The sequence below is a fragment of the Paraburkholderia graminis C4D1M genome (assembly GCF_000172415.1).
GTDB classification, from domain to species: domain Bacteria; phylum Pseudomonadota; class Gammaproteobacteria; order Burkholderiales; family Burkholderiaceae; genus Paraburkholderia; species Paraburkholderia graminis.
The window spans coordinates 266,025-287,881 of sequence record NZ_ABLD01000005.1 but is presented as its reverse complement, the minus strand read 5'-3'; the positions used below and the strand labels follow the sequence as shown (position 1 = coordinate 287,881).

At 62.6% G+C, this 21,857-nt stretch carries 17 protein-coding genes and 2 tRNA genes; 7 read left to right on the top strand and 12 right to left on the bottom strand.

The annotated features are described in order from the left end of the window. Window positions 1–143 precede the first annotated feature (143 nt). The 6 genes from BGRAMDRAFT_RS11625 to tig form a co-directional block, all read right to left on the bottom strand. Window positions 144–219: transfer RNA gene (locus BGRAMDRAFT_RS11625), tRNA-Val, on the bottom strand. 48 nt (window positions 220–267) lie between these two features. Further along, on the bottom strand, window positions 268–540 hold the full coding sequence (locus BGRAMDRAFT_RS11620; RefSeq protein ID WP_006048930.1) for an HU family DNA-binding protein: 273 nt from the start codon (window positions 538–540) through the stop codon (window positions 268–270). Window positions 541–872: 332 nt separating this feature from the next. Further along, entirely contained in the window at window positions 873–3,296 is a 2,424-nt protein-coding gene (gene lon, locus BGRAMDRAFT_RS11615; protein ID WP_006048929.1) for an endopeptidase La, read from the bottom strand. Between the two features lie 198 nt (window positions 3,297–3,494). Next, entirely contained in the window at window positions 3,495–4,766 is a 1,272-nt protein-coding gene (clpX, locus tag BGRAMDRAFT_RS11610; RefSeq protein WP_006048928.1) for an ATP-dependent Clp protease ATP-binding subunit ClpX, read from the bottom strand. 180 nt (window positions 4,767–4,946) lie between these two features. Further along, the gene (gene clpP, locus BGRAMDRAFT_RS11605; protein ID WP_006048927.1) at window positions 4,947–5,600 is read right to left on the bottom strand and encodes an ATP-dependent Clp endopeptidase proteolytic subunit ClpP; all 654 of its coding nucleotides are present in this window, start codon (window positions 5,598–5,600) and stop codon (window positions 4,947–4,949) included. Between the two features lie 171 nt (window positions 5,601–5,771). Further along, a complete protein-coding gene (gene tig, locus BGRAMDRAFT_RS11600; protein WP_006048926.1) occupies window positions 5,772–7,118 on the bottom strand; it encodes a trigger factor in 1,347 nt (448 codons plus the stop codon). A 399-nt stretch (window positions 7,119–7,517) separates the two neighbouring features. Here tig and BGRAMDRAFT_RS11595 point away from each other — a divergent pair, with 399 nt between their 5' ends. Beyond that, window positions 7,518–8,663 (top strand): glycerate kinase, encoded by a 1,146-nt coding sequence (locus BGRAMDRAFT_RS11595; RefSeq protein ID WP_006048925.1) that lies wholly within the window; start codon window positions 7,518–7,520, stop codon window positions 8,661–8,663. Between the two features lie 64 nt (window positions 8,664–8,727). Then, window positions 8,728–9,180, top strand: a complete 453-nt coding sequence (locus BGRAMDRAFT_RS11590) for a MarR family winged helix-turn-helix transcriptional regulator (protein ID WP_006048924.1) — start codon at window positions 8,728–8,730, stop codon at window positions 9,178–9,180. Window positions 9,181–9,316: 136 nt separating this feature from the next. On the opposite strand, the gene BGRAMDRAFT_RS11585 is transcribed toward BGRAMDRAFT_RS11590, so the two are convergent. Both BGRAMDRAFT_RS11585 and BGRAMDRAFT_RS11580 read right to left on the bottom strand, forming a co-directional pair. Continuing rightward, window positions 9,317–10,849, bottom strand: coding sequence for a DUF3999 domain-containing protein (locus BGRAMDRAFT_RS11585; RefSeq protein WP_006048923.1), 1,533 nt, complete (start codon window positions 10,847–10,849; stop codon window positions 9,317–9,319). Continuing rightward, complete coding sequence (locus BGRAMDRAFT_RS11580; RefSeq protein WP_006048922.1) at window positions 10,846–14,349, bottom strand: DUF2339 domain-containing protein; 3,504 nt, start codon at window positions 14,347–14,349, stop codon at window positions 10,846–10,848. Before BGRAMDRAFT_RS11580 ends, BGRAMDRAFT_RS11585 begins: the two co-directional genes overlap by 4 nt. A 518-nt stretch (window positions 14,350–14,867) precedes the next feature. Here BGRAMDRAFT_RS11580 and BGRAMDRAFT_RS11570 point away from each other — a divergent pair. Further along, on the top strand, window positions 14,868–15,155 hold the full coding sequence (locus BGRAMDRAFT_RS11570; RefSeq protein ID WP_006048921.1) for a hypothetical protein: 288 nt from the start codon (window positions 14,868–14,870) through the stop codon (window positions 15,153–15,155). Between the two features lie 345 nt (window positions 15,156–15,500). After that, on the top strand, window positions 15,501–15,728 hold the full coding sequence (locus tag BGRAMDRAFT_RS11565) for a hypothetical protein (protein ID WP_006048920.1): 228 nt from the start codon (window positions 15,501–15,503) through the stop codon (window positions 15,726–15,728). Between the two features lie 160 nt (window positions 15,729–15,888). Here the strand turns inward: BGRAMDRAFT_RS11565 and BGRAMDRAFT_RS35340 are convergent, their stop codons facing one another. Continuing rightward, window positions 15,889–16,149 (bottom strand): hypothetical protein, encoded by a 261-nt coding sequence (locus tag BGRAMDRAFT_RS35340; RefSeq protein ID WP_232292256.1) that lies wholly within the window; start codon window positions 16,147–16,149, stop codon window positions 15,889–15,891. A 57-nt stretch (window positions 16,150–16,206) separates the two neighbouring features. Next, window positions 16,207–16,292, bottom strand: a tRNA-OTHER gene (locus BGRAMDRAFT_RS11555). 230 nt (window positions 16,293–16,522) lie between these two features. On the opposite strand from BGRAMDRAFT_RS11555, the gene BGRAMDRAFT_RS11550 reads away from it, so the two are divergent. Continuing rightward, a complete protein-coding gene (locus tag BGRAMDRAFT_RS11550) occupies window positions 16,523–17,383 on the top strand; it encodes a squalene/phytoene synthase family protein (protein WP_029968337.1) in 861 nt (286 codons plus the stop codon). Between the two features lie 25 nt (window positions 17,384–17,408). Here the strand turns inward: BGRAMDRAFT_RS11550 and BGRAMDRAFT_RS11545 are convergent, their stop codons facing one another. Together BGRAMDRAFT_RS11545 and BGRAMDRAFT_RS33650 are read right to left on the bottom strand one after the other, a co-directional pair. Further along, complete coding sequence (locus BGRAMDRAFT_RS11545; RefSeq protein WP_006048918.1) at window positions 17,409–18,611, bottom strand: DUF1501 domain-containing protein; 1,203 nt, start codon at window positions 18,609–18,611, stop codon at window positions 17,409–17,411. A 325-nt stretch (window positions 18,612–18,936) separates the two neighbouring features. Further along, window positions 18,937–19,263 carry a hypothetical protein gene (locus BGRAMDRAFT_RS33650; protein ID WP_082366974.1) on the bottom strand — a complete coding sequence of 109 codons (327 nt, stop codon included), beginning with the start codon at window positions 19,261–19,263 and terminating at the stop codon, window positions 18,937–18,939. A gap of 229 nt (window positions 19,264–19,492) precedes the next feature. On the opposite strand from BGRAMDRAFT_RS33650, the gene ompR reads away from it, so the two are divergent. Together ompR and BGRAMDRAFT_RS11535 are read left to right on the top strand one after the other, a co-directional pair. Further along, a complete protein-coding gene (gene ompR, locus BGRAMDRAFT_RS11540) occupies window positions 19,493–20,227 on the top strand; it encodes an osmolarity response regulator transcription factor OmpR (protein ID WP_006048917.1) in 735 nt (244 codons plus the stop codon). A gap of 44 nt (window positions 20,228–20,271) precedes the next feature. Beyond that, entirely contained in the window at window positions 20,272–21,621 is a 1,350-nt protein-coding gene (locus tag BGRAMDRAFT_RS11535; RefSeq protein ID WP_006048916.1) for an ATP-binding protein, read from the top strand. The last annotated feature ends 236 nt before the right edge of the window (window positions 21,622–21,857 follow it).

Below are 21,857 nucleotides of genomic sequence, written 5' to 3'. Positions count from 1 at the left end.
CGCGGGAGCGCAGGTGTGGGTGCTCGTGGACTTGCGCGCCGCGCCACGGCCAAGAAAAAACCCGCAGAGCCAATAGCTGTGCGGGTTTTCGGATACTGCGGCAGAACACTACGGAACTGCGTGGAAGCAGGTCGCGAAACGAATGGTGGGTGCTGAGAGGCTCGAACTCCCGACCTACGCCTTGTAAGGGCGCCGCTCTACCAACTGAGCTAAGCACCCGTTTCGCAGACTTCTGATGCTGCTGCCTTTGCTGAAGCAGCAAGCCCGTTAGTTTAGCGCATCCTTTAGGGCTTTGCCAGGCCTAAATTTAGGCACTTTTGCCGCCTTGATCTTGATCGCGTCGCCCGTGCGCGGATTGCGTCCCGTGCGCGCCGTACGCTTGCCGACGGCGAACGTGCCGAAGCCGACCAGCGTCACCGAACCGCCTTTCTTCAGCGTGCCTTTTACACCGCCGATCACTGCGTCCAGCGCGCGGCCGGCCGCAGCCTTGGAAATTTCCGCCTGCTGCGCAATGTGGTCGATCAATTCCGTCTTGTTCATCCTACCCCCGCGAATGTTTTAGAAGCGAAACGGCGCGTGCAGCGCCTGACATCGTGTGGCCGGCGCAACGCCGGGCCGAGTCATTAGAATTGGCCGAAACCGCCGTGTCAACCGGGGTTGAGCCTGATTTTGCAGAGATTCGAACGGACTTGCTTATCGCCGCGATGCTTGCGCCTTTCGATGCGCGCACAACCAGTTTACAGCTTCACATTTCATTGCCCAAATGAAGACCGTGTCGCGACAACTTTCTTTGCACTCGAAAGAAAACAGGCAATAAAAAACCCGCAGCGATAACACCGCGGGTTTTGTGCAGCGAAACTACCGCTGAAGGTTTAGTGCTTCACGACTTCGGTTGCGCCGGAGTCCTTGCCGGGTTCGGCAGCGACCGGCGACGCAGGCTTCGCCTCTTCTTCCGGCAACGCTTCAGGCACACGTTCGAGCGCCAGTTCGAGCACCTTGTCGATCCAGCGGACCGGCACGATTTCGATTGCGTTCTTCACGTTGTCCGGAATCTCCGTCAAGTCCTTGACGTTTTCTTCCGGGATCAGCACGAGCTTGATGCCGCCGCGATGCGCTGCCAGCAGCTTCTCCTTCAGACCGCCGATCGGCAGCACTTCGCCACGCAACGTGATTTCACCCGTCATCGCGACATCGGCACGCACCGGAATACCGGTCAGCACCGACACCAGCGCGGTGGTCATCGCGATACCGGCCGAAGGACCGTCTTTCGGCGTGGCGCCTTCAGGCACGTGGATGTGAATGTCCTGCTTCTCGAACGCTTCGTCCTTGACACCGAGACGACGCGAACGCGAACGCACAACCGAGCGCGCTGCCTCGACCGATTCCTTCATCACGTCGCCGAGCGAACCCGTGCGGATCACATTGCCCTTGCCCGGCATCACGGCGGCTTCGATGGTCAGCAGATCGCCGCCCACTTCCGTCCACGCGAGACCCGTGACCTGGCCAACCTGATTTTCCTTCGCGGCCAGACCGAAGTCGTACTTGCGCACGCCGAGGAACGTGTCGAGGTTGCTGCCGTCGACCTTCACCGCGCCTTCCGCCTTCTTCAGCAGAAGCATCTTCACGACCTTGCGGCAGATCTTCGAAATTTCACGCTCGAGCGAACGCACGCCCGCTTCACGCGTGTAGTAACGAATGATGTCGCGGATCGCCGTTTCCGTCACATCGACCTCGCCATCCTTGAGGCCGTTGTTCTTCTTCTGCTTGGGCAAAAGATAACGTTGCGCGATGCTGACCTTCTCGTCTTCCGTGTAACCCGACAGACGGATCACTTCCATCCGGTCGAGCAACGGCGGCGGAATATTCAGCGAGTTCGACGTCGCCACGAACATCACGTCCGACAGATCGAAGTCGACTTCGACGTAGTGATCGGCGAACGTATGGTTCTGTTCCGGATCGAGCACTTCGAGCAATGCCGACGACGGATCGCCGCGGAAATCCTGGCCCATCTTGTCGACTTCGTCGAGCAGGAAGAGCGGATTGCGCACGCCGACCTTGGTCAGGCTTTGCAGAATCTTGCCCGGCATGGAACCGATATACGTACGACGGTGACCGCGAATCTCGGCTTCGTCACGTACGCCGCCGAGCGCCATGCGCACGAACTTGCGGTTCGTGGCGCGAGCGATCGACTGGCCCAGCGACGTCTTACCGACACCCGGAGGCCCAACGAGGCACAGAATCGGCGCCTTCACCTTGTCGACACGTTGCTGGACCGCGAGATACTCGAGAATGCGTTCCTTCACTTTCTCGAGACCGAAGTGGTCTTCGTCGAGCACGCGTTCCGCATTCGAGAGGTCGTTGTTGACCTTGCTCTTCTTGCGCCACGGCAAGCCGATCAGCGTGTCGATATAGTTGCGCACGACGGTGGCTTCAGCCGACATAGGCGACATCAGCTTGAGCTTTTTGAGCTCGGCGTCGGCCTTCTTCTTGGCTTCCTTCGGCATGCGGGCAGCCGTGATGCGCTTCTCGAGTTCTTCGAGATCCGCACCTTCTTCACCTTCGCCGAGTTCCTTCTGGATCGCCTTGACCTGTTCGTTCAGGTAGTACTCGCGCTGGCTCTTCTCCATCTGGCGCTTCACGCGCCCACGGATGCGCTTTTCGACCTGCAGGATGTCGATCTCGGCTTCGAGCTGCGCGAGCAGATGCTCGAGACGCTCGATGACCGGGAACATCTCAAGAATGTGCTGCTTCTGGTCGAGCTTCAGCGGCAAATGTGCCGCGATGGTGTCGGCCAGACGCCCGGCTTCGTCGATACCCGACAGCGACGTCAGAATCTCCGGCGGAATCTTCTTGTTCAGCTTCACATACTGATCGAACTGCGACACGATCGCGCGGCGCAGCGCTTCAGTTTCAGCGCTGTCGGCGTGGTCGGGTTCGAGCGGCATGACTTCGCACGAGAACTGCGTTTCCTGTTCTTCGATGGAAAGCGTTTTCGCGCGCTGCAAACCCTCGACGAGCACCTTAACGGTGCCATCGGGCAGCTTGAGCATTTGCAGGATGTTGGCAACACACCCTACTTCGTACATGTCCTTTTCGGTCGGCTCATCTTTCGCAGCCGTTTTCTGGGCGACGAGCATGATGTGCTTGCCGCCTTCCATCGCTGCCTCGAGAGCCTTGATCGACTTCGGGCGGCCTACGAAGAGCGGAATCACCATGTGCGGGAAAACGACTACGTCACGCAGCGGGAGCAGCGGGAGCGTAATGCGTTCCTGCGGAAGGAGTTGGGTTCCTGACATTTCATTTCCCCATGAGTGGAATCAGTTCGTTCGATAGGTGAGGCCGGCAGAAAATATTGCAAGCCTCCGCGTGTGGGAAAAGTTCAGTGACTCCGAAGGTTCAGTGACTCCATTGTGAAAACAATCTTTCTGACCACACGATAAACGAAAAAGCCGTTCACGTCGCCATGAACGGCTTTTTGCGGTATCCGAAGCCGATCAGTTCGAACCCGCGACTTTGGGCGCGTCTTCGTAGATCAGTAACGGTTTGCCGTCGCCGTCGATCACATTGTCGTCGATGATGACCTTGCTGACACCTTTCATTTGCGGCAGATCGTACATCACGTCCAGCAACGCCTGTTCCAGGATAGAGCGCAGTCCGCGCGCGCCCGTCTTGCGACGGATCGCCTTGCGCGCCACAGCCTGCAACGCGGCCGGACGAATTTCGAGTTCGACCCGTTCCATGTTGAAGAGCTTGTGGTACTGCTTCACCAGCGCATTCTTCGGTTCGACGAGAATTTTCATCAGCGCCGCTTCGTCGAGCTTGCCAAGCGTGGCGACCACCGGCAGACGGCCGATCAGTTCGGGAATCAAACCGAACTTGATCAGATCTTCCGGTTCCACTTCGCGCAGCACTTCGCCGGCGTCGCGATCCTGCTTGCTCTTCACGCTCGCGCCAAAGCCAATGCCGGTCTTTTCAGTACGATCGACGATGACTTTTTCGAGGCCGTCAAATGCGCCGCCGCAGATGAACAGAATGTTGGTCGTATCGACCTGGATGAAGTCCTGATTCGGATGCTTGCGGCCACCTTGCGGCGGCACCGACGCCATCGTGCCTTCGACCAGCTTCAGCAACGCCTGCTGCACGCCCTCGCCCGACACGTCGCGGGTAATGGACGGGTTATCCGACTTGCGGCTGATCTTGTCGATTTCGTCGATATAGACAATGCCGCGCTGGGCCTTGTCGACTTCGTAATTGCAGTTCTGCAGCAGCTTCTGGATGATGTTCTCGACGTCTTCACCCACGTAACCCGCTTCGGTGAGCGTGGTTGCGTCCGCAATGACAAAGGGAACGTTCAGAAGACGCGCGAGCGTTTGCGCGAGCAAGGTCTTGCCGGAACCGGTCGGGCCGATCAGCAGGATGTTGCTCTTAGACAGCTCGATCTCGTCTTTCTTGTCGAGATGCTTCAGGCGCTTGTAGTGGTTGTACACCGCGACCGCGAGAATTTTCTTCGCGCGTTCCTGACCGATCACATACTGGTCGAGGATTTCACGGATTTCCTGCGGACTCGGCAGATCGGACTTGGACAAGCCCGCCTCGATACCCGCGCCTGCTGCTTCGTCGCGAATGATTTCGTTGCACAGGTCGATACATTCATCGCAGATGAACACCGACGGGCCGGCAATCAGTTTCTTGACTTCATGCTGGCTCTTGCCGCAAAACGAGCAATACAACAGCTTTTCGCTGTTAGAACCTTTCTTGTCCGCCATAGATGTGTGAGCCTCCGGACACTCGATTACATGATACGCCGTTTGCCCCAGCCTCGCAGTTGGGCGCGGCGGGGCTGAGCAAGGTGACGGCGTTTGCCGCAGGCGCTCGGACGAGTCTTGATTATTTCACAACCGATCAGGCGCCGGATTTGCCCCGAATTAGGGCAAATCCGTACCCGATCAAGGACGCTTGTGGGCTACCTGATCGACCAGACCGTACGCTTGCGCGTCGTCGCCGGACATGAAGTTGTCACGGTCGGTGTCGCGCGCAATACGCTCGACCGGCTGGCCGGTGTGGTGCGCCAGCAGATGATTCAGCCGCTCCTTCAGGTAAAGGATTTCCCGAGCCTGAATTTCGATGTCCGACGCCTGACCGCGCGCGCCGCCCAGCGGCTGGTGAATCATCACGCGCGAGTTCGGCAGCGCGAAGCGCTTGCCCTTCGCGCCCGCTGCCAGCAGGAACGCACCCATGCTCGCCGCAAGCCCCATGCACAGCGTGGAGACGTCCGGCTTGATGAACTGCATCGTGTCGTAGATCGCCATGCCCGCCGAAACCGATCCGCCCGGGCTGTTGATATAGAAGTAGATGTCCTTGTCCGGATTCTCGCTCTCGAGGAACAGCATTTGTGCGACGACGAGATTGGCCGTCTGATCGTTCACCTCGCCGACCAGGAACACAATGCGTTCCTTCAGAAGACGCGAGTAGATGTCATACGAGCGCTCGCCCCGACCGCTCGTTTCCACGACGATCGGCACCAGTCCGAGCGCCTGCGCTTCGAGATCCCGGGACGACTGGGAGGTCAACGTGTCCAGCATTTGGGCGCGAAAGGTCATGCAATGGATCCTTGTCTGGAAATATTCTAAATATTTGATGCTAGACAGGTGTGGTCGACCAGCCCGTATTCAAGTGCGCGCCGACTGCACGACAGGCAGTGCAAAAATGCCGCACAAAAAAACGGCGTGCGGGCCGTCGCTCCGACAGCCGGCACGCCGTTGCAGCGACGCTTACGCTTGCGCCGTTGCGCTTGCCAGTTCTTCGAAGCTCACTTCCTTGTCCGTCACCTTGGCCTTGCTCAGCACGAATTCGACGACGTTGGCTTCAACGACGTACGCTTCCATTTCAGCAAGGCGTTGCTGGTTCGAATAATACCAGCGGACGACTTCCTTCGGGTCTTCGTAGCTTTTCGCGAATTCGTCGACTTCGGCGCGGATCTGTTCCGGCTTTGCCTGCAGGTCGTTCGCCTTCACAAGCTCGGCCAGCACGAGACCCAGCTTCACGCGACGCTCGGCCTGTTCCTTGAACATAGCGGCAGGAATCGGCGCATCTTTAGCGTTCGGCACGCCGCGCTGCTCCAGATCCTGGCGAGCCATCGCGACGAGGCGTTCCTGATCCTGTTCGATCAGCGCGTTCGGCACGTCGAGTTCCGAAATCTTGAGCAGCGCGTCCATCACCTGATTCTTGACGATGGCTTGCGTGCGGCGCTTGGCTTCGCGCTCCAGATTGTCCTTGATCTCGGCGCGCATCTTGGTCAGATCGCCGTCTTCAATGCCGAGCGACTTCGCGAATTCAGCGTCGATTTCCGGCAGATGCGGCCACTCGATCTTCTTCATCGTGATCGTGAATTGCGCGGTCTTGCCGGCCACTTCCTTGCCGTGATAGTCGGCCGGGAATGCCAGGTCGAATTCCTTCGACTCGCCGACCTTCAGGCCCGTAGCCGCCTTTTCGAATTCCGGCAGCATGCGGCCTTCGCCCAGCACGAACGCGAAGTCTTCGGCGCTGCCGCCCTGGAACACTTCACCGTCGATCTTGCCGACGAAGTCGACCGACACGCGATCGCCTTCCTTGGCCGCCGTATCCGCGCCGCCGTCGCCGTGCTCGCCGGCTTCGCCGCGAGCGTGGAAATGCACGCGCTGCTTGCGCAGGATTTCGAGCGTGCGGTCGATTTCCGCTTCGGTGATCGTGGTCGTGGTGCGCTCGATTTCAGCCGTGGCGACATCGCCCAGCTTCACTTCGGGATAGACCTCGAAGGTCGCGTCGAAAGCGTAATCGCCTTCAGTCGCGTCGACCTTCGGCGCAAAGCTCGGCTGACCGGCGACGCGCAGGTTTTCGGCGCGGCTGATGTCGAAGAATTCCTTGCCGACCTTGTCGCTCAGCACTTCCGCTTCCACCTGGCCCGAATACTGTTGCGTCACCATCTTGAGCGGCACCTTGCCCGGGCGGAAACCCGGCATGCGCACGTTCTTCGCGAGTTGACGGATACGCGAGTCCACTTCCTTCTGCACGGCGTCCTTCGGCAGGGAAATCGTTACGCGGCGTTCGAGCTTGCCGAGGTTCTCAACAACGTTAGCCATGGCTTCAATCGTCCTAAAATTATTCGAGCGAATTCAGTTATCTTCTCGTGCCGCATTTGCGCGCCTGCGCCGCGGGCTTGCAGGCCGCCGGCAGCACGGTTGGGTCCAAAGAGCCGAATATTTTAGCAAACTATTTGCGCGCCTAGCCGGGATTCGATGATTACGCGCGTTTTTATCGGCATTCGGAGCCCTTTCCGGGCTGTTTTCGAGTCGGTTTCGCACTTCGCCGACGATGCCGCCGCGCTACCGGATCGCAATTTCCACAATGCCGCCTATGCCTTTCGGCATATTTAGTCGGCGCGGCCATGCTGATAAGCTAGCGAACGCGTTCGGAGCGGCCCCGCGTCCGCTCCACCGCCGCCTCCCGGCTCGTAACCATTCAAACCATTTAGAGACACCATGCCGAATTCGCCGTCCACGCCTGTCGTCGTCATCGCCCCCGATTCCTTCAAAGGCTCGCTCAGCGCCGAACAGGTCGCGCAGGCGATCGCGTCGGGCGTGCGGCGTGCCCGTCCGGACGCCGAAGTCCGTATCTGCCCGATGGCGGACGGCGGAGAAGGCACGCTCGACGCCATGCTGACGAGCGGCGGCGAGCGCCGCACGCTGAGCGTGCGCGGTGCGGCCGGGCCGGTGCGCGACGCGCTGACCGGCGTGCTCGCCGACGGCAGCGCGATCGTGGAAACCGCGGAGATCGTCGGCATCACCGATCCGGTCGGGATGGGCGTGCCGGTTCAGGCGCGCAACACGCGCGGCATGGGAGAAGCGATCAGCGCGCTCCTCGACGCGGGCGTGCGGCGATTTTTCGTCGCGCTCGGCGGCAGCAGCACGAACGACGGCGGCGCGGGCCTTCTCGTCGGACTCGGTCTGAAACTCTTCGATGCGCAAGGCGGGGAACTCGAGCCCTCGCCCGAGCAACTCGCTCGCGTCGCGCGCGTGGACGTGTCGCAACTCGACGCGCGGCTGGCGGGCACGCAATTCATCGGCATGTCCGATGTGGACAATCCGCTGACCGGTGAGCATGGAGCGACCGCCGTCTTCGGCCCGCAAAAGGGCGTCAAGCCGGAACAGGTCGCGACGATCGACGCCGCCCTCGCCCGTTACGCGGATCTCCTCGAAGCGGCGCTCGGGCGCAGTGCCCGCGATCTGCCCGGCGCGGGCGCCGCGGGCGGCCTGGGCTTCGCGCTGCACATGCTCGGCGCGCAGTTCGAGCCCGGCGCCGAAACGGTCGCGCGGCAACTCGGCCTCGACGCCGCGCTCGAAGGCGCGAACTGGCTGATCACCGGCGAAGGACGCTCGGACGTGCAAACGCTGCATGGCAAAGCGCCCTTCATCGCGTGCCGTCATGCGCAAGCCGCAGGCGTGCCGGCGACACTTTTGTCGGGCGCCGTGGACTCCGCCGCGTTGCCGCGCCTTGCCGAATTTTTCAGTGGTTGCTTCTCGCCGGCACCCGGTCCGATCACGCTTGAATTCGCGATTCGCGACGCCGCGCGGCTTTTGGCGGATGAGGCCGAACAACTGACGCGTTTGAAGTACGGCGCGCGTTGACCAGGCGGCATGGTTGCGGCAACAATCACAGCGCCACAACCACGCCACTCATCACGGGAAGACCATGAAGGACTCCGCCAAAGCTGGCCTGGAACAGCTCCTCACTTATCGTCTGCATGTACTCAACAAGCTTGCTGAGCGCGGCATCAGCGAGCGCTACCAGGACAAGCTCGGCGTGACGTTGCCGGAAGCTCGCGTGATTGCGTCGGTGGGATCGTTTGGACCGTTCTCGATCATGGAACTCGCGAGGCATGCCAATCTCGACAAGAGCCAGGCGAGCCGCGCCGCCGAAGGTCTGATCAGACAGGGACTCGTCAAACGCGAAGCGAGTGCCGACGACGGCCGCGTGGTGCTCGTGTCGCTCACACCCGAGGGCCGCGCGCTGTATCGCAAGGTGATGCCGATCGCGCGCAAGTGGAATGGCGATCTGTTCGATTGCCTCGACGAAAGCGAAAAGCTCGCGCTAGGCGAAGCGCTCGACAAGGTCATCGAGATGATGACTACGCGCGACACGTGAAGCACGTGAAGCGCTGCTCGAGTCTGAAACCGGCAAGCGTCAGACATGGCGCGCGGCGCTTCCAATTCGCGGCCAATGCCGTGCTAGTCAACAGAGGTCGATAACGCGTGTCGTTCGTTGCGAACGCACGCGTGCTTCAGTCGTTGCTCTCGCGCCGATGCCCGGCTTCCGGCGCGTGCCCTGCACCACCGGAAACCGCGTTCGCATTATCCTGGGGCGAAGCACTTGCTGGAACGTTTAGGTCCGTTGCCGCAGCCGCCGTAGTTGCAAGACCGCCGGCCATCGCGCCCGATGCGCTTGCCGCGGCATCGCCCGCCGGCACCCGATGCGACACGCTGCGCGCCAGACGCCACGCGATCGCCGCGAGCGAGCCGACGGCCAGTAGCAATGCGGCCCACAGCACATAGCGCCGATACGCATCTGCATTGGCCGGCGACGGCGCATTCGCATTCGGCGCAAGCGCGAGCGGCTCGCCGACGCGCGCGGTGGCAATCGCCGAGGACGCGTCCATCAGCAACTCATCGCGCCCGACCGCGGTCGACACTGCGGACGCATTGCCCACGCCGAGCGTGAAAGGCGCCGATCCGCGCGCGACGAACGTCAGCGTCGCCGGACGCCACCCCGCTGCAACAGTCAGCACGCCGCTGCCGAGTCCGCCGTTACGCGCATCGACAACCACCCGCCAGTGACGGTCCGTATCCGGCGGCAATTGAAGCGACGGATTGTTCTGTTCGACGTCTCCGTTATGCAAACGGAACAGCGTCGCATTCGACACCTCGCGCCACGCCCCGCCCAGTTCGCCGCGCGAATAGACGACCGCGGGCGCCACCGTGTTCGGCTGCGGCAGATTCAGCCGCAGCCGGTCGACCGGGAAAGGACCGCTGGTGCTAAAGAAATATTCGCCGGCCTTCGGACCCGCGCGCGCGACGATGCCTTCGCGCCACTCGCGCTGGCTGTCCGCGAGTTGCGCGCGCCCCGCGCCGGCCGCCTGCACTTCCACGTCGATCGATTCGAGGTACGGCGCGCCGTCGAGCCAGCGCAGGCGCAGGTAGCGCGCGTGCGCACCGTTCAGTTCGATGCGGTCCTGGCTCAGCGTGCTGCCGTTGTAGCTGACCTTGAGCAGTTGCGCGTCGCCGGCCGGTTGCCAGTTGCGCAGATCGTCGCTCGATTCGACCGACACACGCCCCTGGTAATTGTCGTCGCGCAGATGGATCAGCAGCGCGCTCGCGCGGCCTTCATGCGACGCCTGACCGGCATCGATCAGATCGGTGTCGTGCTGCGCGCGCCCAGGCGGCGCGGCGGTGGCGCGCAGCGATCCGTCGGCGGCGATCGTCACGCCCAGCGGCGCGCCCGCCTGACCTGCGGCGGCCGGACGAAGCGGGAACCAGCGGGCCGGACGCAGCGTCGGCGGCGTGCGGGCCGGCTCGCGGAGCCCCTCGAGCGAGTACGGCACGGGCTCGCCCGCGCCGTTGAAAACGCGCACGTCGCCGAGATCGTTGCGCTGGCTGGCCGCATAGACCGCGGCCGGCAGCCTCACGCTGTAGTAGGCCGCGCCGTCGTCGAGCTGAAGCGCAAAGTGCCGCGCGAAATCTTCGGCCCACGCGGGCGCCGCGGTCCACGCGCACACGAGCGCGGCACACCAGCCCGTCACTTTCAGAAGATGCTTCATTGTTCAGTTTCCCTGACCATCGGCTTGGGCGGCAGCGGCGAGAAGTAGCCGATCAGCAGCAACATCAGGCCGATACCGATAAACGATACGATGCGCTCGATCCCCGTCACGTGCGACAGGTCGAACAGAAATAATTTGACGACAGTCGCGCCGAGCAACCCGCCGCCGATGAACCACACGATACGGCTTGCGCGTCTCGTCGCCCAGATCATCGCCGCCAGCGCGCACAGCGTCCAGAAGACCGAGACCGACGCCTGCACGAGCATCGACTCGGACATCTGCGCGAACTCGTACGGCACGCCGATCCAATGATGCAGCGTGCGCAGCAGCATCGCATTCAACCACACGAAGCCGGTCGCCCCGGCCGCGACTTGCAACGGCAGCCGGTAGCCGTCGAGCGGCACGCCGAGACGGTGAACGCGCACGAGCCAGAGCGCGGCCAGTGCAAACACCACGGCCTGCACGAGATCGAGCGGATTCAACAACGGCAGCCGCGCCCACGCGCCGCCGTCCTGCGTCAGGTTGGCGTAGAAGGTCCACAGCCACATCACGAGCACGAGCGGCGTCGACGCAATTGCGCACAGGCGCACGATGCTGTCGCGTCGCGCGAGCCACAAACCGGCGAACGCGAACGCGCTCCATCCGACCAGGAACACCTGCTGCAGCGTGAACGACGCGAGCACCGCGGTCACGTCGTACGCCGCGTCGAAATGATGATGCAGCGTGCGAAGCAGCAACGCATTGAACCACAGGAACAGCGTCGCGAGCACGGCGTAATCGAACGCGCGCGGGTGCCATTGCACACCCAGTGCGCGCAGCCGCCGCAGCCACACGGCGCCCGCGACGAACACGAGTATCTGTGCGACGTCGAGCGGATTGACGATAGGCAGCCAGAAGAGCGGCGCGGCGCTGCCGTCGCTCGTCACGCTTGCAATGGTCCACGCCCACAGCAACGCGGCGAGCGGCGCCGCGGCCCACACCTGATAGGCCCACGTGAAGCGCCCAACCGGCCAACGCAGACGATGCCCCACGCCGGCCAGCAGCAACAGCAGCGCGCCGAAGCCATACGCCCACGCGCTCCACCTCCATGCACCTTCGGGCACGTAAGCGCGCAACGCCCAGTAGCCTTCGAGCGCGGCGAGCGTGCCGGCGGTCCAGAACATCAGCGTGTGCAGCGGCGCGAGAATGCGCTCGCCGACGTCGCGCTGCTGACGCCATAAAAGCGCGTAACTGGCGACGGCAACCAGCAGACAAACCAGCCAGCCGTAGCCGCTGACCGGCCTCATGTTCAATGCAAAAAGTCCGAGTGTGAGCGCGGCGAGAACAGGCACGAGCGCGAGCGCCGGCCACTCTGCGAGCGGCCAGCGCAGCTTGCGGCGCGCGCCATGAGCGAGCCATGCGCTCAGCGCGGCGAACAGCGCGACGAATGCGATGCCGACTCGGTCGCGGCCGTCCGGAACGTACGCATGGACGTAGCTCTGTATCTCGTTGAGCCCGCCCCCCACCCACCACAGCAGACCCCACAGACTCGCGACCACGCCGATCTGCGGCAGCCACGCGTGCCAGTCGCGTGCTTCGCTGCGACCGTGCAAACGCCATCCGGTGAAGATGCCGGCGAGCGCGATCAGTACGCTTGCCAGATACGCGCCGTTCAGCACCGGCAAGCTCGCCGCGTGGCTGAACGACAAAACCGTGCCGACGACAAACGCGCCCGCCGCGGCCAGTTGCATCAGCAGGCCGAAGGCGAACGCGACGAGGCGTCGTTGCCGCACGGCGAGCCATGTCACCGCGGCGCCTTCGATTGCCCACGTCGCGCTAGTCGTCGGTCCGGTGAACGCGAGCGGCACGGCGAGCGTCGCGAAGATGACGGCGAGCGCGAACATCGAGTCGAATAGCAGGCCGAGACGCGCGCGGCGCGGCGCGAGCCAGCCCGCTATCGCGAGATAGAACACGGCGAGCGCGACGGCGCTCCATGCGAGCCCGAACTCGGTGCCTCGCATCAGCGCGGACTGCAGGCCGATTGCGACGAGCGGCGTGCCGAACACGAGCGTGCCGTCGACGTAATGCCTGAGCGTCAGTTCGCGGCGCACCGCGTAGAGCAGCGCGATACCGACATACATCAGGAAGAAGAGGATCAGAAACGGCTCAGTGCTCGCGAGGAGTTCCGGACGATATGCCGTCGCGCCCCACGCCGCGCCGATCGAGAACGTGAAGACAAAGCCGAGCAGATTCAGCGGACGCCATGCCTTGAACCACGCGATCGCGAAGATGCCCGCGTTGAGCAACGCGTAGTAGCTAAAGAGCATCACATGACTGCCGCCGCCGGTGGACAAGAGGAGCGGCGCGAGGAAGCCGCCCGCGCTGCCCATGAACGCGAGCGAAGGCGCGTTCTGCCGTACCGCGAGGAACGCGCTCAGCGCGCAGGTCGCGACCATCAGCGGCAAGGCTGCGCCGGCGGGCAGCAGATGATAGAGCCGGGTCGCGGCGAACACCGTCAGGTACAGCGCGCCGACGCCGCCGCCTTGCAGCACGAGCCCGTACGCGCCGCGACTGTCGCCGATGCGCCAGCCGAGCACGAGCAGGGCCGTCGCGGCGAGCGCGACGCTTGCGAGGCGGAATTCGATCGGCAGCAGGCTGTTGTCGGCGGCGTATTTCAGCAGGAAGGCAATGCCGAAGAACAGCACGACGATGCCGACGCGCACCACCGTATTGCCGCCGAAGAGCCAGTCGCGGCCTGCTTTGAAAAGGCGCTCGACGACGCCGGGGCCGCGTGGAGGTGCGGGTGGGAGGTTGGGTTGTGCGGGGGCGGCGAGGTCAGGTTGGGTATGCGCAGCGGCGGCGGGTTGCGGTTGGGCGCGTTGTGCCGCGTCGGTCGCAGTGGCTTGCGGGAGGCCCGCGAGGTTCGGTTGTGCTGGCGCGGCGGCGTCGGCTTGGGTGCGCGCGGCGGCGGCGGGTTGTGCTTGCGCTTGTGCTTGTGCTTGTGCGGCGGCGTCCATGCCGGTTGACGTTTCCGTCTGCGGATCAATCGACGCGCCCGCCTCCCCGCCCGCTGGCGCAAGTGCCGCCGACGCTCTCGCCGTAAGCTTCACGGCCTCTTGCGGCGCGATTGCGTAGCGATGCTCAGTGGTGGCTGCCGCGACGGAGTCGCGCATCGTTGCGGCGTCTGATGCGTGCATCGGCGCTGGCGCTCGAGCGTCGTCGTCGGCTGATGCAATACCCGCTGCCTCACGCAATTGCCGGATCTCGCCGCGCAGCGAAACGAGTTCACGTTCCAGCCACTCGACGCGAGCCGCCAGGTCACGAGGCGCGCCGGGCGCATCCGCGGCGGTAGCGCCCGGCAATGGCGACTGCCCAGTGCCCGCTGGATTTCTCTTGCGCAAGCGCGCCAGCGCAAAGCCCGCGAGCGCGCCGAAGAATGCGCCGTAGCCGACCGGAAGATCGTTCGACAACGAAGCCAGCATGCCGACCACCGCGCCCAGCACGGCAAATATCACGCTCATCGCATCCCTCTTTTATTGTGTTTTCCGGCGATATCCGTTTGATCGCAACCTCGGTCGCGCGGATTATCCGCGAATACGGCATGTGGAATCAGCGAAAATCGGCGCGCAGAATAACATGCAAAGCGACGTGCAAAGCGGGCTTTTCAAGCAGCTATCCCCCGATAGATGATGACGAGCGGCAGGCAAGCCAATTGAACGCGGATGTCGCCACGTCTCCGACAACACTTGCCGAAATTTCATCGCTCATTATGCGGCTGATGTGCGTCGATTAATTAAAGCGAATCGCTTACCGAATCGAACCGTTATTGTCAGCGCCTTTGCCGAGTCAATTACCCGAACAACGGCACGCGATTATCCGCGCGCCGCATTCTCACTGATCGCGACGCTGTCTTCGCGGCAAAACGCCAACCGTGTCAAAATCCCGGGTCCGCCGCGTGCGCCGGGTTATCGCTTCCATTCAAGTCGATGAACCGCGCGGCGCGCGAGCCAGTCATCCAACTCTATTCAGGGAAGTTTCAGTGGACATCAACAAACAGGTCGCGGCGCTCACGGCGTCGGAACTCCAGACGGCCGGTGCGAGCCAGGCGACGGCGATCGCGGTAAGCGTGCTGTTGCGCCATCTGCGTTCGCCGGAACTGGTGAAGCTGTTGTCGTCGGCATTCGAAAACCATCAGGCGGTCATGCTGCAAACGCCGTGGCCCGAGCCGATGTTGCAGGCTTTCGAATCGACGCGGCGCTTTCTCGAGGGCGCCGCGCAAGCCGATCTGCCGGGCACGCAGGCGCCGCCCGCCACACCGGAAGCCTGAGCGGCCTGACCTCGCCATGCAGGCCTCTACGGGCCTGCATCGCGCGCACCACCTATCCGGGTCACCAAAAAAGAGTCACCCAGGAGCCATCCAAGAAAGAGCCCCGGCGAGTGCAATGACCTGACGGGGGTTCTCACTACACATCGCGACGATCGCGAACACTCGGCGTCGTACCGCTTCAGGCCGCCGTCAATTCCTGATTGCAGCCTCGCCAGCAGATTGTCGGGCGCGCTTTTGATTCGTCCCGCATGACAGGACGGCACAAGTTTCCGAAATTGGAAGTTACGACATCAGAAAATCGGAGTATCTTTCCGATCAATCAAAAAAAATACCAAAGACCAAGAGATGGCAGATAACGAACCGACCAAGCCGGACTACCTTCTGTTCGATGAAATGAAGGAAGTCAGCGCGACCGTGCGCCGCACTCGCTCAGCGCAGGGCAAAAAGAATCCCGAGGACGTTCCGTTCGGTACGCCCGAGTGGATCGAGGTCAGCACGGACCTCATGCGGGACATGTGTGTGGCGATGGGTGGAGATCCCGACGCATGGCCGGCACTCCCGAATATCGAGTGATTGATAACCTGCGGAACCGGACCGACGGTCTCAGTTGTACAGGTGGGCCATAGCGAACGGCCCGCTGTTCATCGACCCAACGACGCGCGAACGGTACGCCGGCCCGCACCAGATTTACCGCGTCTGGCAAACGGCGCGCAAGCGCGCCGGCGACGATTCTTCAGGCGCAAAGACCGTGGATAAGTTTGGAAAAGAAAACGGCGAAAAGAATGCAGCGATGCACGGAAAGCTTCTTGAGCGCGCAGGCCTTCAACAGGTTCCGATTCCGGCCTAGCGCCGCGGACTCTATTTCTTCTTGAGGCAGCGGAATATCCAATACATTGGAAAGACAGAAGATGTCTATACGCGGCGCGGGCAGCACATCAACGTCAAGAAATTCGATGATGTTATGTTCCTGCCGACAATCCCGGATTCGCTTCAAGGCCGCCGGTCAACCACGCCAAGGAAATCCGCAGACCGCTCTATATCGAGAAGTTAATGGTGCGAGGGAGGGGACTCGAACCCCTACACCCTTGCGGGCGTCAGGACCTAAACTGGTGCGTCTACCAATTTCGCCACCCTCGCAGCCGGGCCAACGTTGTACGTCTCGCCCGATGTCCTGCATGCTTTCCGGCGCGTTCAAATGTACGCGCCCAAAAGCGTAAGCGCGAGATTCTAACGCATTGATTCGCGCTTGTCTGCAACTGCCGGGCATCCGGCTCGCGCCTCTGCCGTTGCCCCGCCGATGCTACAATTTTCGGCTTCGCGCACGCATGCCGTGCTCACTTCGCCTGCCCTTCCCCACATTCCACGCCGTGAATTTCGACGAATATTGCCAGCAAAAAGCGGCGCCCCCTGGATCGAGCGCCTACTACGCGCTGCGGCAAGCGCCGGCCGCCAGTCAGCCGCGCTTGACCGCGCTCTTCGCACTGCGCCGCGAGTTCGAGGAAACGGTCAAGGAAGTGAGCGACCCCGCGATTGGCCGCACCAAGCTCGCGTGGTGGCAAAACGAACTCGGCGCGTTGGCTGCGGGGTCGCCCACGCACCCGGTTGCAAAGGCGCTCGCGGCTTCGCTGCCCGACGTCAAAGCGGAATACCCCGCGTTGCAGACGCTGCTTGGCGGCTTCGAGATGGATCTCGACCAAGCGCGTTACCTGGACTATCCGAATTTGCGCCGCTACGTGCAGGCGGTCGGCGGCACTTTTGCCGCGCTTGTGGCGCGCGCGGCGAGCACGAATGGATCCACGAGCGCACACACCAGCGCACCCACCGACGGCGCGCAGGCTCCTGGCTGGTCCACGCCGTTAGGCGAAGCGCTGCTGCTCGCACAACTCGTGGCGGAAACGGGCAACGATGCGCGCCACGGCCGCATCTACATTCCTATTGACGAAATGCAGCGCTTCAGTGTGACAGCCGCGGACCTGATCAATCGAAAATATTCGGATGCGTTCACGGAACTCATGCGCTTTCAGACGAAGCGTGCCCGCGATGCCTTGCATAGCGCGCTCGCCGCGGTGCCGCGCAGCGAGCGCCGTTCGCAGCGCACGCTGCTTGCGCAGGGCGCGCTTGCTGGCGCGTTGCTCGATGAAATAGAGCGCGACGGTTATCACGTGCTGCATCAACGTATCGCGTTGACGCCGGTCCGCAAGCTGTGGATCGCGTGGCGCGCAAAGTAAGCGTAACGGGCGGCGCGCGCCGTCGTCAGATGTGCAGCAAAGGGAGTGGCTCGAACTGCTGCCGCAAGATCGCCTGTGCGTCGACACGCCACCAGCGCGCGAGCACCGTCGCGTAAAGCTGTCGAAAATCGACGCCGACCGGCAGCTCCCCATTGCCGTCGAGCCGCGCCAACTGCGGCGGCACGCCGTGCAAGCCGCCGAGCACTCGTCCACCCATCATGAAATGCGGCGCCACGGTGCCGTGGTCCGTGCCGGCGCTGCCATTCTCACGCGGATGCCGCCCGAACTCGCTGTACGTCATCACGAGTGTGTCGTTCCAACGGCCCAGTTCGACAAGCGCCGATCGCATCGCGGCCAAACCTTCGGCAAATTGCGTGAGCAACAGACGGTGGCGCTCCGGCTGATTCTGATGCGTATCGAAGCCGTTTAGCGTCAGGCGGATTGCGGTTGCGGGGGCGGTCGTGTCCGCTTGCGCAGCATGTAGTCGCAGTGCCTGCCCTTGCTGTGCTTGCACGCGCAACCTATCGCGGGCCGCGAGCATCTGCATCGCGCTTTCTATCGACGCGCCGAACCTGCTGCATGGAAACGCGGTCGTCAGTCGCGTTGCGTCTTGTGCGCGCAGCGGCCGACCACATAGTTGAGCGATGCCTTTCCCGGCCTCTACAACTTGAGTGCGACCGGCACGCGCCCCGTCACCGCCGCCCAGCGCCAACGGTCCCATTTCAGCGCTGCCGATCACGACGCCCTCAGCGGCAAAACCAGCCGCCGCCGACGCGCTGTCGAACGCGCGACTGAGCCAGCCTTCGCGCAGGTACTGATCGGAGCGCGATGCCGTGTCCCATATCTGCATCGAACGAAAATGCGAGAGGTTGGGCGCCGCGTAACCGACGCCCTGAACGATCGCAAGCTGCCCGCTTCGCCACAAAGGCATCAACGGTTCGAGCGATGGATGCAGCGCCGTGCGTTCGTCGAGTTGAATCGCGTGCTCGCGTCTGATTGCGATGCGCTTACGGAGCCGGTAGTACGCCGGATCGGCGAACGGAATGACGGTGTTCAGACCGTCATTGCCGCCCTTCAATTCGATGAGGATCAGCAGCTTGCCGTTATCGCGCGCGAACACTGGAGCGTGACGTGCCCTGTGCGCGGCGGGCTCAGCGCCGAATGTGCGAGGCAGCCAGAGGGCCGCGCTGGCGGCGGCGCTCATCGAGAGAAAGCTGCGTCGTTTCATGGGGCGTCCGGAAGGATGCGCGAATCACTGGCGAGCAAATGTGCAAGGCGCGCGATGCGTTCATGACAGACCGCATCTTCACGCACGATGACGCATCGCATGCGGCATGCCGCTCCCTTGTCTGCCCGCTTCTAGTACACAGGCCATATGCAAGACTCGACACACCTTGTCAGCATGATGAGCAAGACATGCCCAGCAAAATCACGAACGGGAAGCACAGCGAAGAGCGATGCAAGTGCGAACAAGCACAAGACAGCACAAGAACGGAAAGACAGCGTGGAACGCTAAAACCAGAACAAGCACGACGACCACCACCACCAAAACCCTACCGCTTATAAAGCTCCCGCACAGCATCTTCGATATGCTGCCTCAGCAAACGACGTTCGTCCGGCGTCATATGCCCATCGCGGCGGCGTTGATCAAGGTCGGGGGGAACCGCGGTGCGCAACATCACGTCCGATGCAGGCCGCTCGCTGTTCGAGTCATGACGGTTTGCTTTTGAGGGGCTCAGTCTGGGCGCGCGCGCGCTCGCAGCTCTGTCGGCAGAAGGCTGGGCGTGGGCGAGCGTTGATCCCAATGTGCCTGCGAGCGTACCGGCAACCGCCAGTGCAATCACGTTCAGGCGCACATTCGGCCAAACCCCTCCCTTCATGTTGTTCCCTTCGTGGCGCGGCAACCGGCGACCTCAAATGCGTGTGACAAACCCGGTTACGAGCCGGGCGCGTGGGTTTTAGTCGAGTGAAGTATCCACCGAACAGCCGCATTCAGTAAAGGAGTCTAACTGGCGTCGCTTTACGCCGTGCCACAGGCAGGGTAAATTTTGTAACTGACTGTAACTCGACAAATGATGCAACCGCGCACCACTTTCTAATCGCGCTAAGATGCCGACCATGGAAACCAAAAACCCTTCGAAAATCCTCGTCGTCGACGACGATCCGCGCCTGCGCGACCTGCTGCGCCGCTACCTCGGCGAACAAGGCTTCAATGTTTATGTGGCGGAGAACGCGCCGTCCATGAACAAGCTGTGGGTGCGCGAGCGCTTCGATCTGCTGGTGCTCGACCTCATGCTACCAGGCGAGGACGGCCTGTCCATCTGCCGGCGTCTGCGCGGCAGCAACGACCGCACGCCGATCATCATGCTGACGGCCAAGGGCGAAGACGTCGATCGTATCGTCGGCCTCGAAATGGGCGCTGACGACTATCTGCCGAAGCCGTTCAATCCGCGCGAACTCGTCGCGCGAATTCATGCTGTGTTGCGCCGTCAGTCGCCGTCGGAATTGCCGGGCGCGCCGTCCGAAACCACCGAGGTCTTCGAGTTCGGCGAGTTCGCGCTCAATCTCGCGACCCGTACGCTTACCAAGGCAGGCCAGGAAATTCCGCTGACCACCGGCGAGTTTTCGGTGCTCAAGGTATTCGCGCGTCATCCGCGCCAGCCGCTGTCGCGCGAGAAGCTGATGGAACTCGCTCGCGGCCGCGAATACGAAGTGTTCGACCGCAGCCTCGACGTGCAGATCTCCCGTCTGCGCAAGCTGATCGAGCCCGACCCAGGCAGCCCGCGCTTCATTCAGACGGTATGGGGTCTTGGCTACGTGTTCATTCCCGACGGCGCAGCCTGAGTTTGTTCACACCTCAAGCTTTTGTTTTCAGATAAGAAGGGCCCATGCGGATCGACCGGCGCCTCCTGACGCTCGCGTTCGGCGGCCTTTTCTGGCGGACCTTTCTGCTGATCGCGCTGTTGATCGCAGTCAGTCTCGCCGCGTGGTTCCAGAGCTTCCGGGTGATCGAACGCGAGCCGCGCGCGCAGCGCGTGGCGTTGCAGCTCGTCGCCATCGTCAAGCTCACACGCACGGCACTCCTTTATTCCGATCCCGATCTGCGGCGCGCGTTGCTGCAAGATCTGGAAAGCAATGAAGGCGTGCGCGTGTATCCGCGCGAAACCACCGACAAGTTCAAGCTGCAGCCCGACGAGTCGCTGAACCGGCTGATCGAACACGACATTCGCGGCCGTCTCGGCGACGACACCGTGATCGCGCAAAGCGTCAACGACATCCCTGGCGTGTGGATCAGCTTCAAGATCGACGACGACGATTACTGGGTCGCCCTCGACCGCGATCAGCTCGACAATGCGACCGGCCTGCAATGGGCCGGCTGGGGCGTGTTCGCGCTTGCGTTGTCGCTATTCGGCGCGGCCTTCATCACGAGTCTCGTCAACCGGCCGTTCGCACGTCTCGCGATGGCCGCGCGCCGGGTCGGCTCGGGCCAGTCGCCCGAACCGCTGCCCGAGCGCGGCATGGGCGTGGCCGCCGAAACCAATCGCAGTTTCAACCAGATGGTGCGGGACCTCGAACAGCTCGAGGCCGACCGCGCCTTGATGCTCGCCGGCATCTCGCACGATCTGCGCACGCCGCTCGCGCGGCTGCGGCTCGAAACAGAAATGAGTCCGTCCGATCAAAGCACGAAAGACGCAATGGTCGACGACATCGAGCAGATGGATATGATCATCGGCCGCTTCCTCGATTACGCGCGGCCGGTGCAGCGCGTGCCAGAGCCGGTCGATCTGTCGGTGATCGCAAGCGAACTCGCCGCGCGCATGCAAAGCGAGGACAGCATGCGGCTGATCACGCGGCTTGCGCCGTCGGCGGTGATCGAAGCGGACGAGACCGACATGCGGCGCGTCGTCGGCAATCTGCTGGAAAACGCGCGCAAATATGGTTTGAGCGATGGCGACGGCATTCCGCACGTCATTCTGGAGACGCGCGTGTCGCACTCGCGAGTCGAGCTTTCGGTGGTCGACGAAGGCCCGGGCATTCCGGAAGACCAACTCGCGCTCGTCACACGGCCGTTCTATCGTGTGAACTCCGCTCGCACGCAGGCGAACGGCACGGGTCTCGGCATGGCGATCGTGCAGCGGCTCGTCGGCCGTTATCGCGGCGCGCTGCGCTTGCGCAATCGCACGCCGGGCCCCGGCCTCGAAGTCACGATCGAATTCCCGCTTGCCAAAGGCGCTTGAGTCCACTGCGAGCCCGCTGTGAACCGCTGTGGCCCGCGCCTTGCGACACCGGCGACATCAGACCAGGCTGCGCACTGCCAATGCCCGCCCCGTTGAATAATAACTATCCGGGTTGTTAGTTAAAAACTATTGAGCGGATAGTTCCATAGAGCTATAGTTAAAAGTCTGACACGCGCTCGTGATGACGAGCTGGTAGCCTCAACATGCTGTTTTTTCCAACACACGAAGGAGCACTC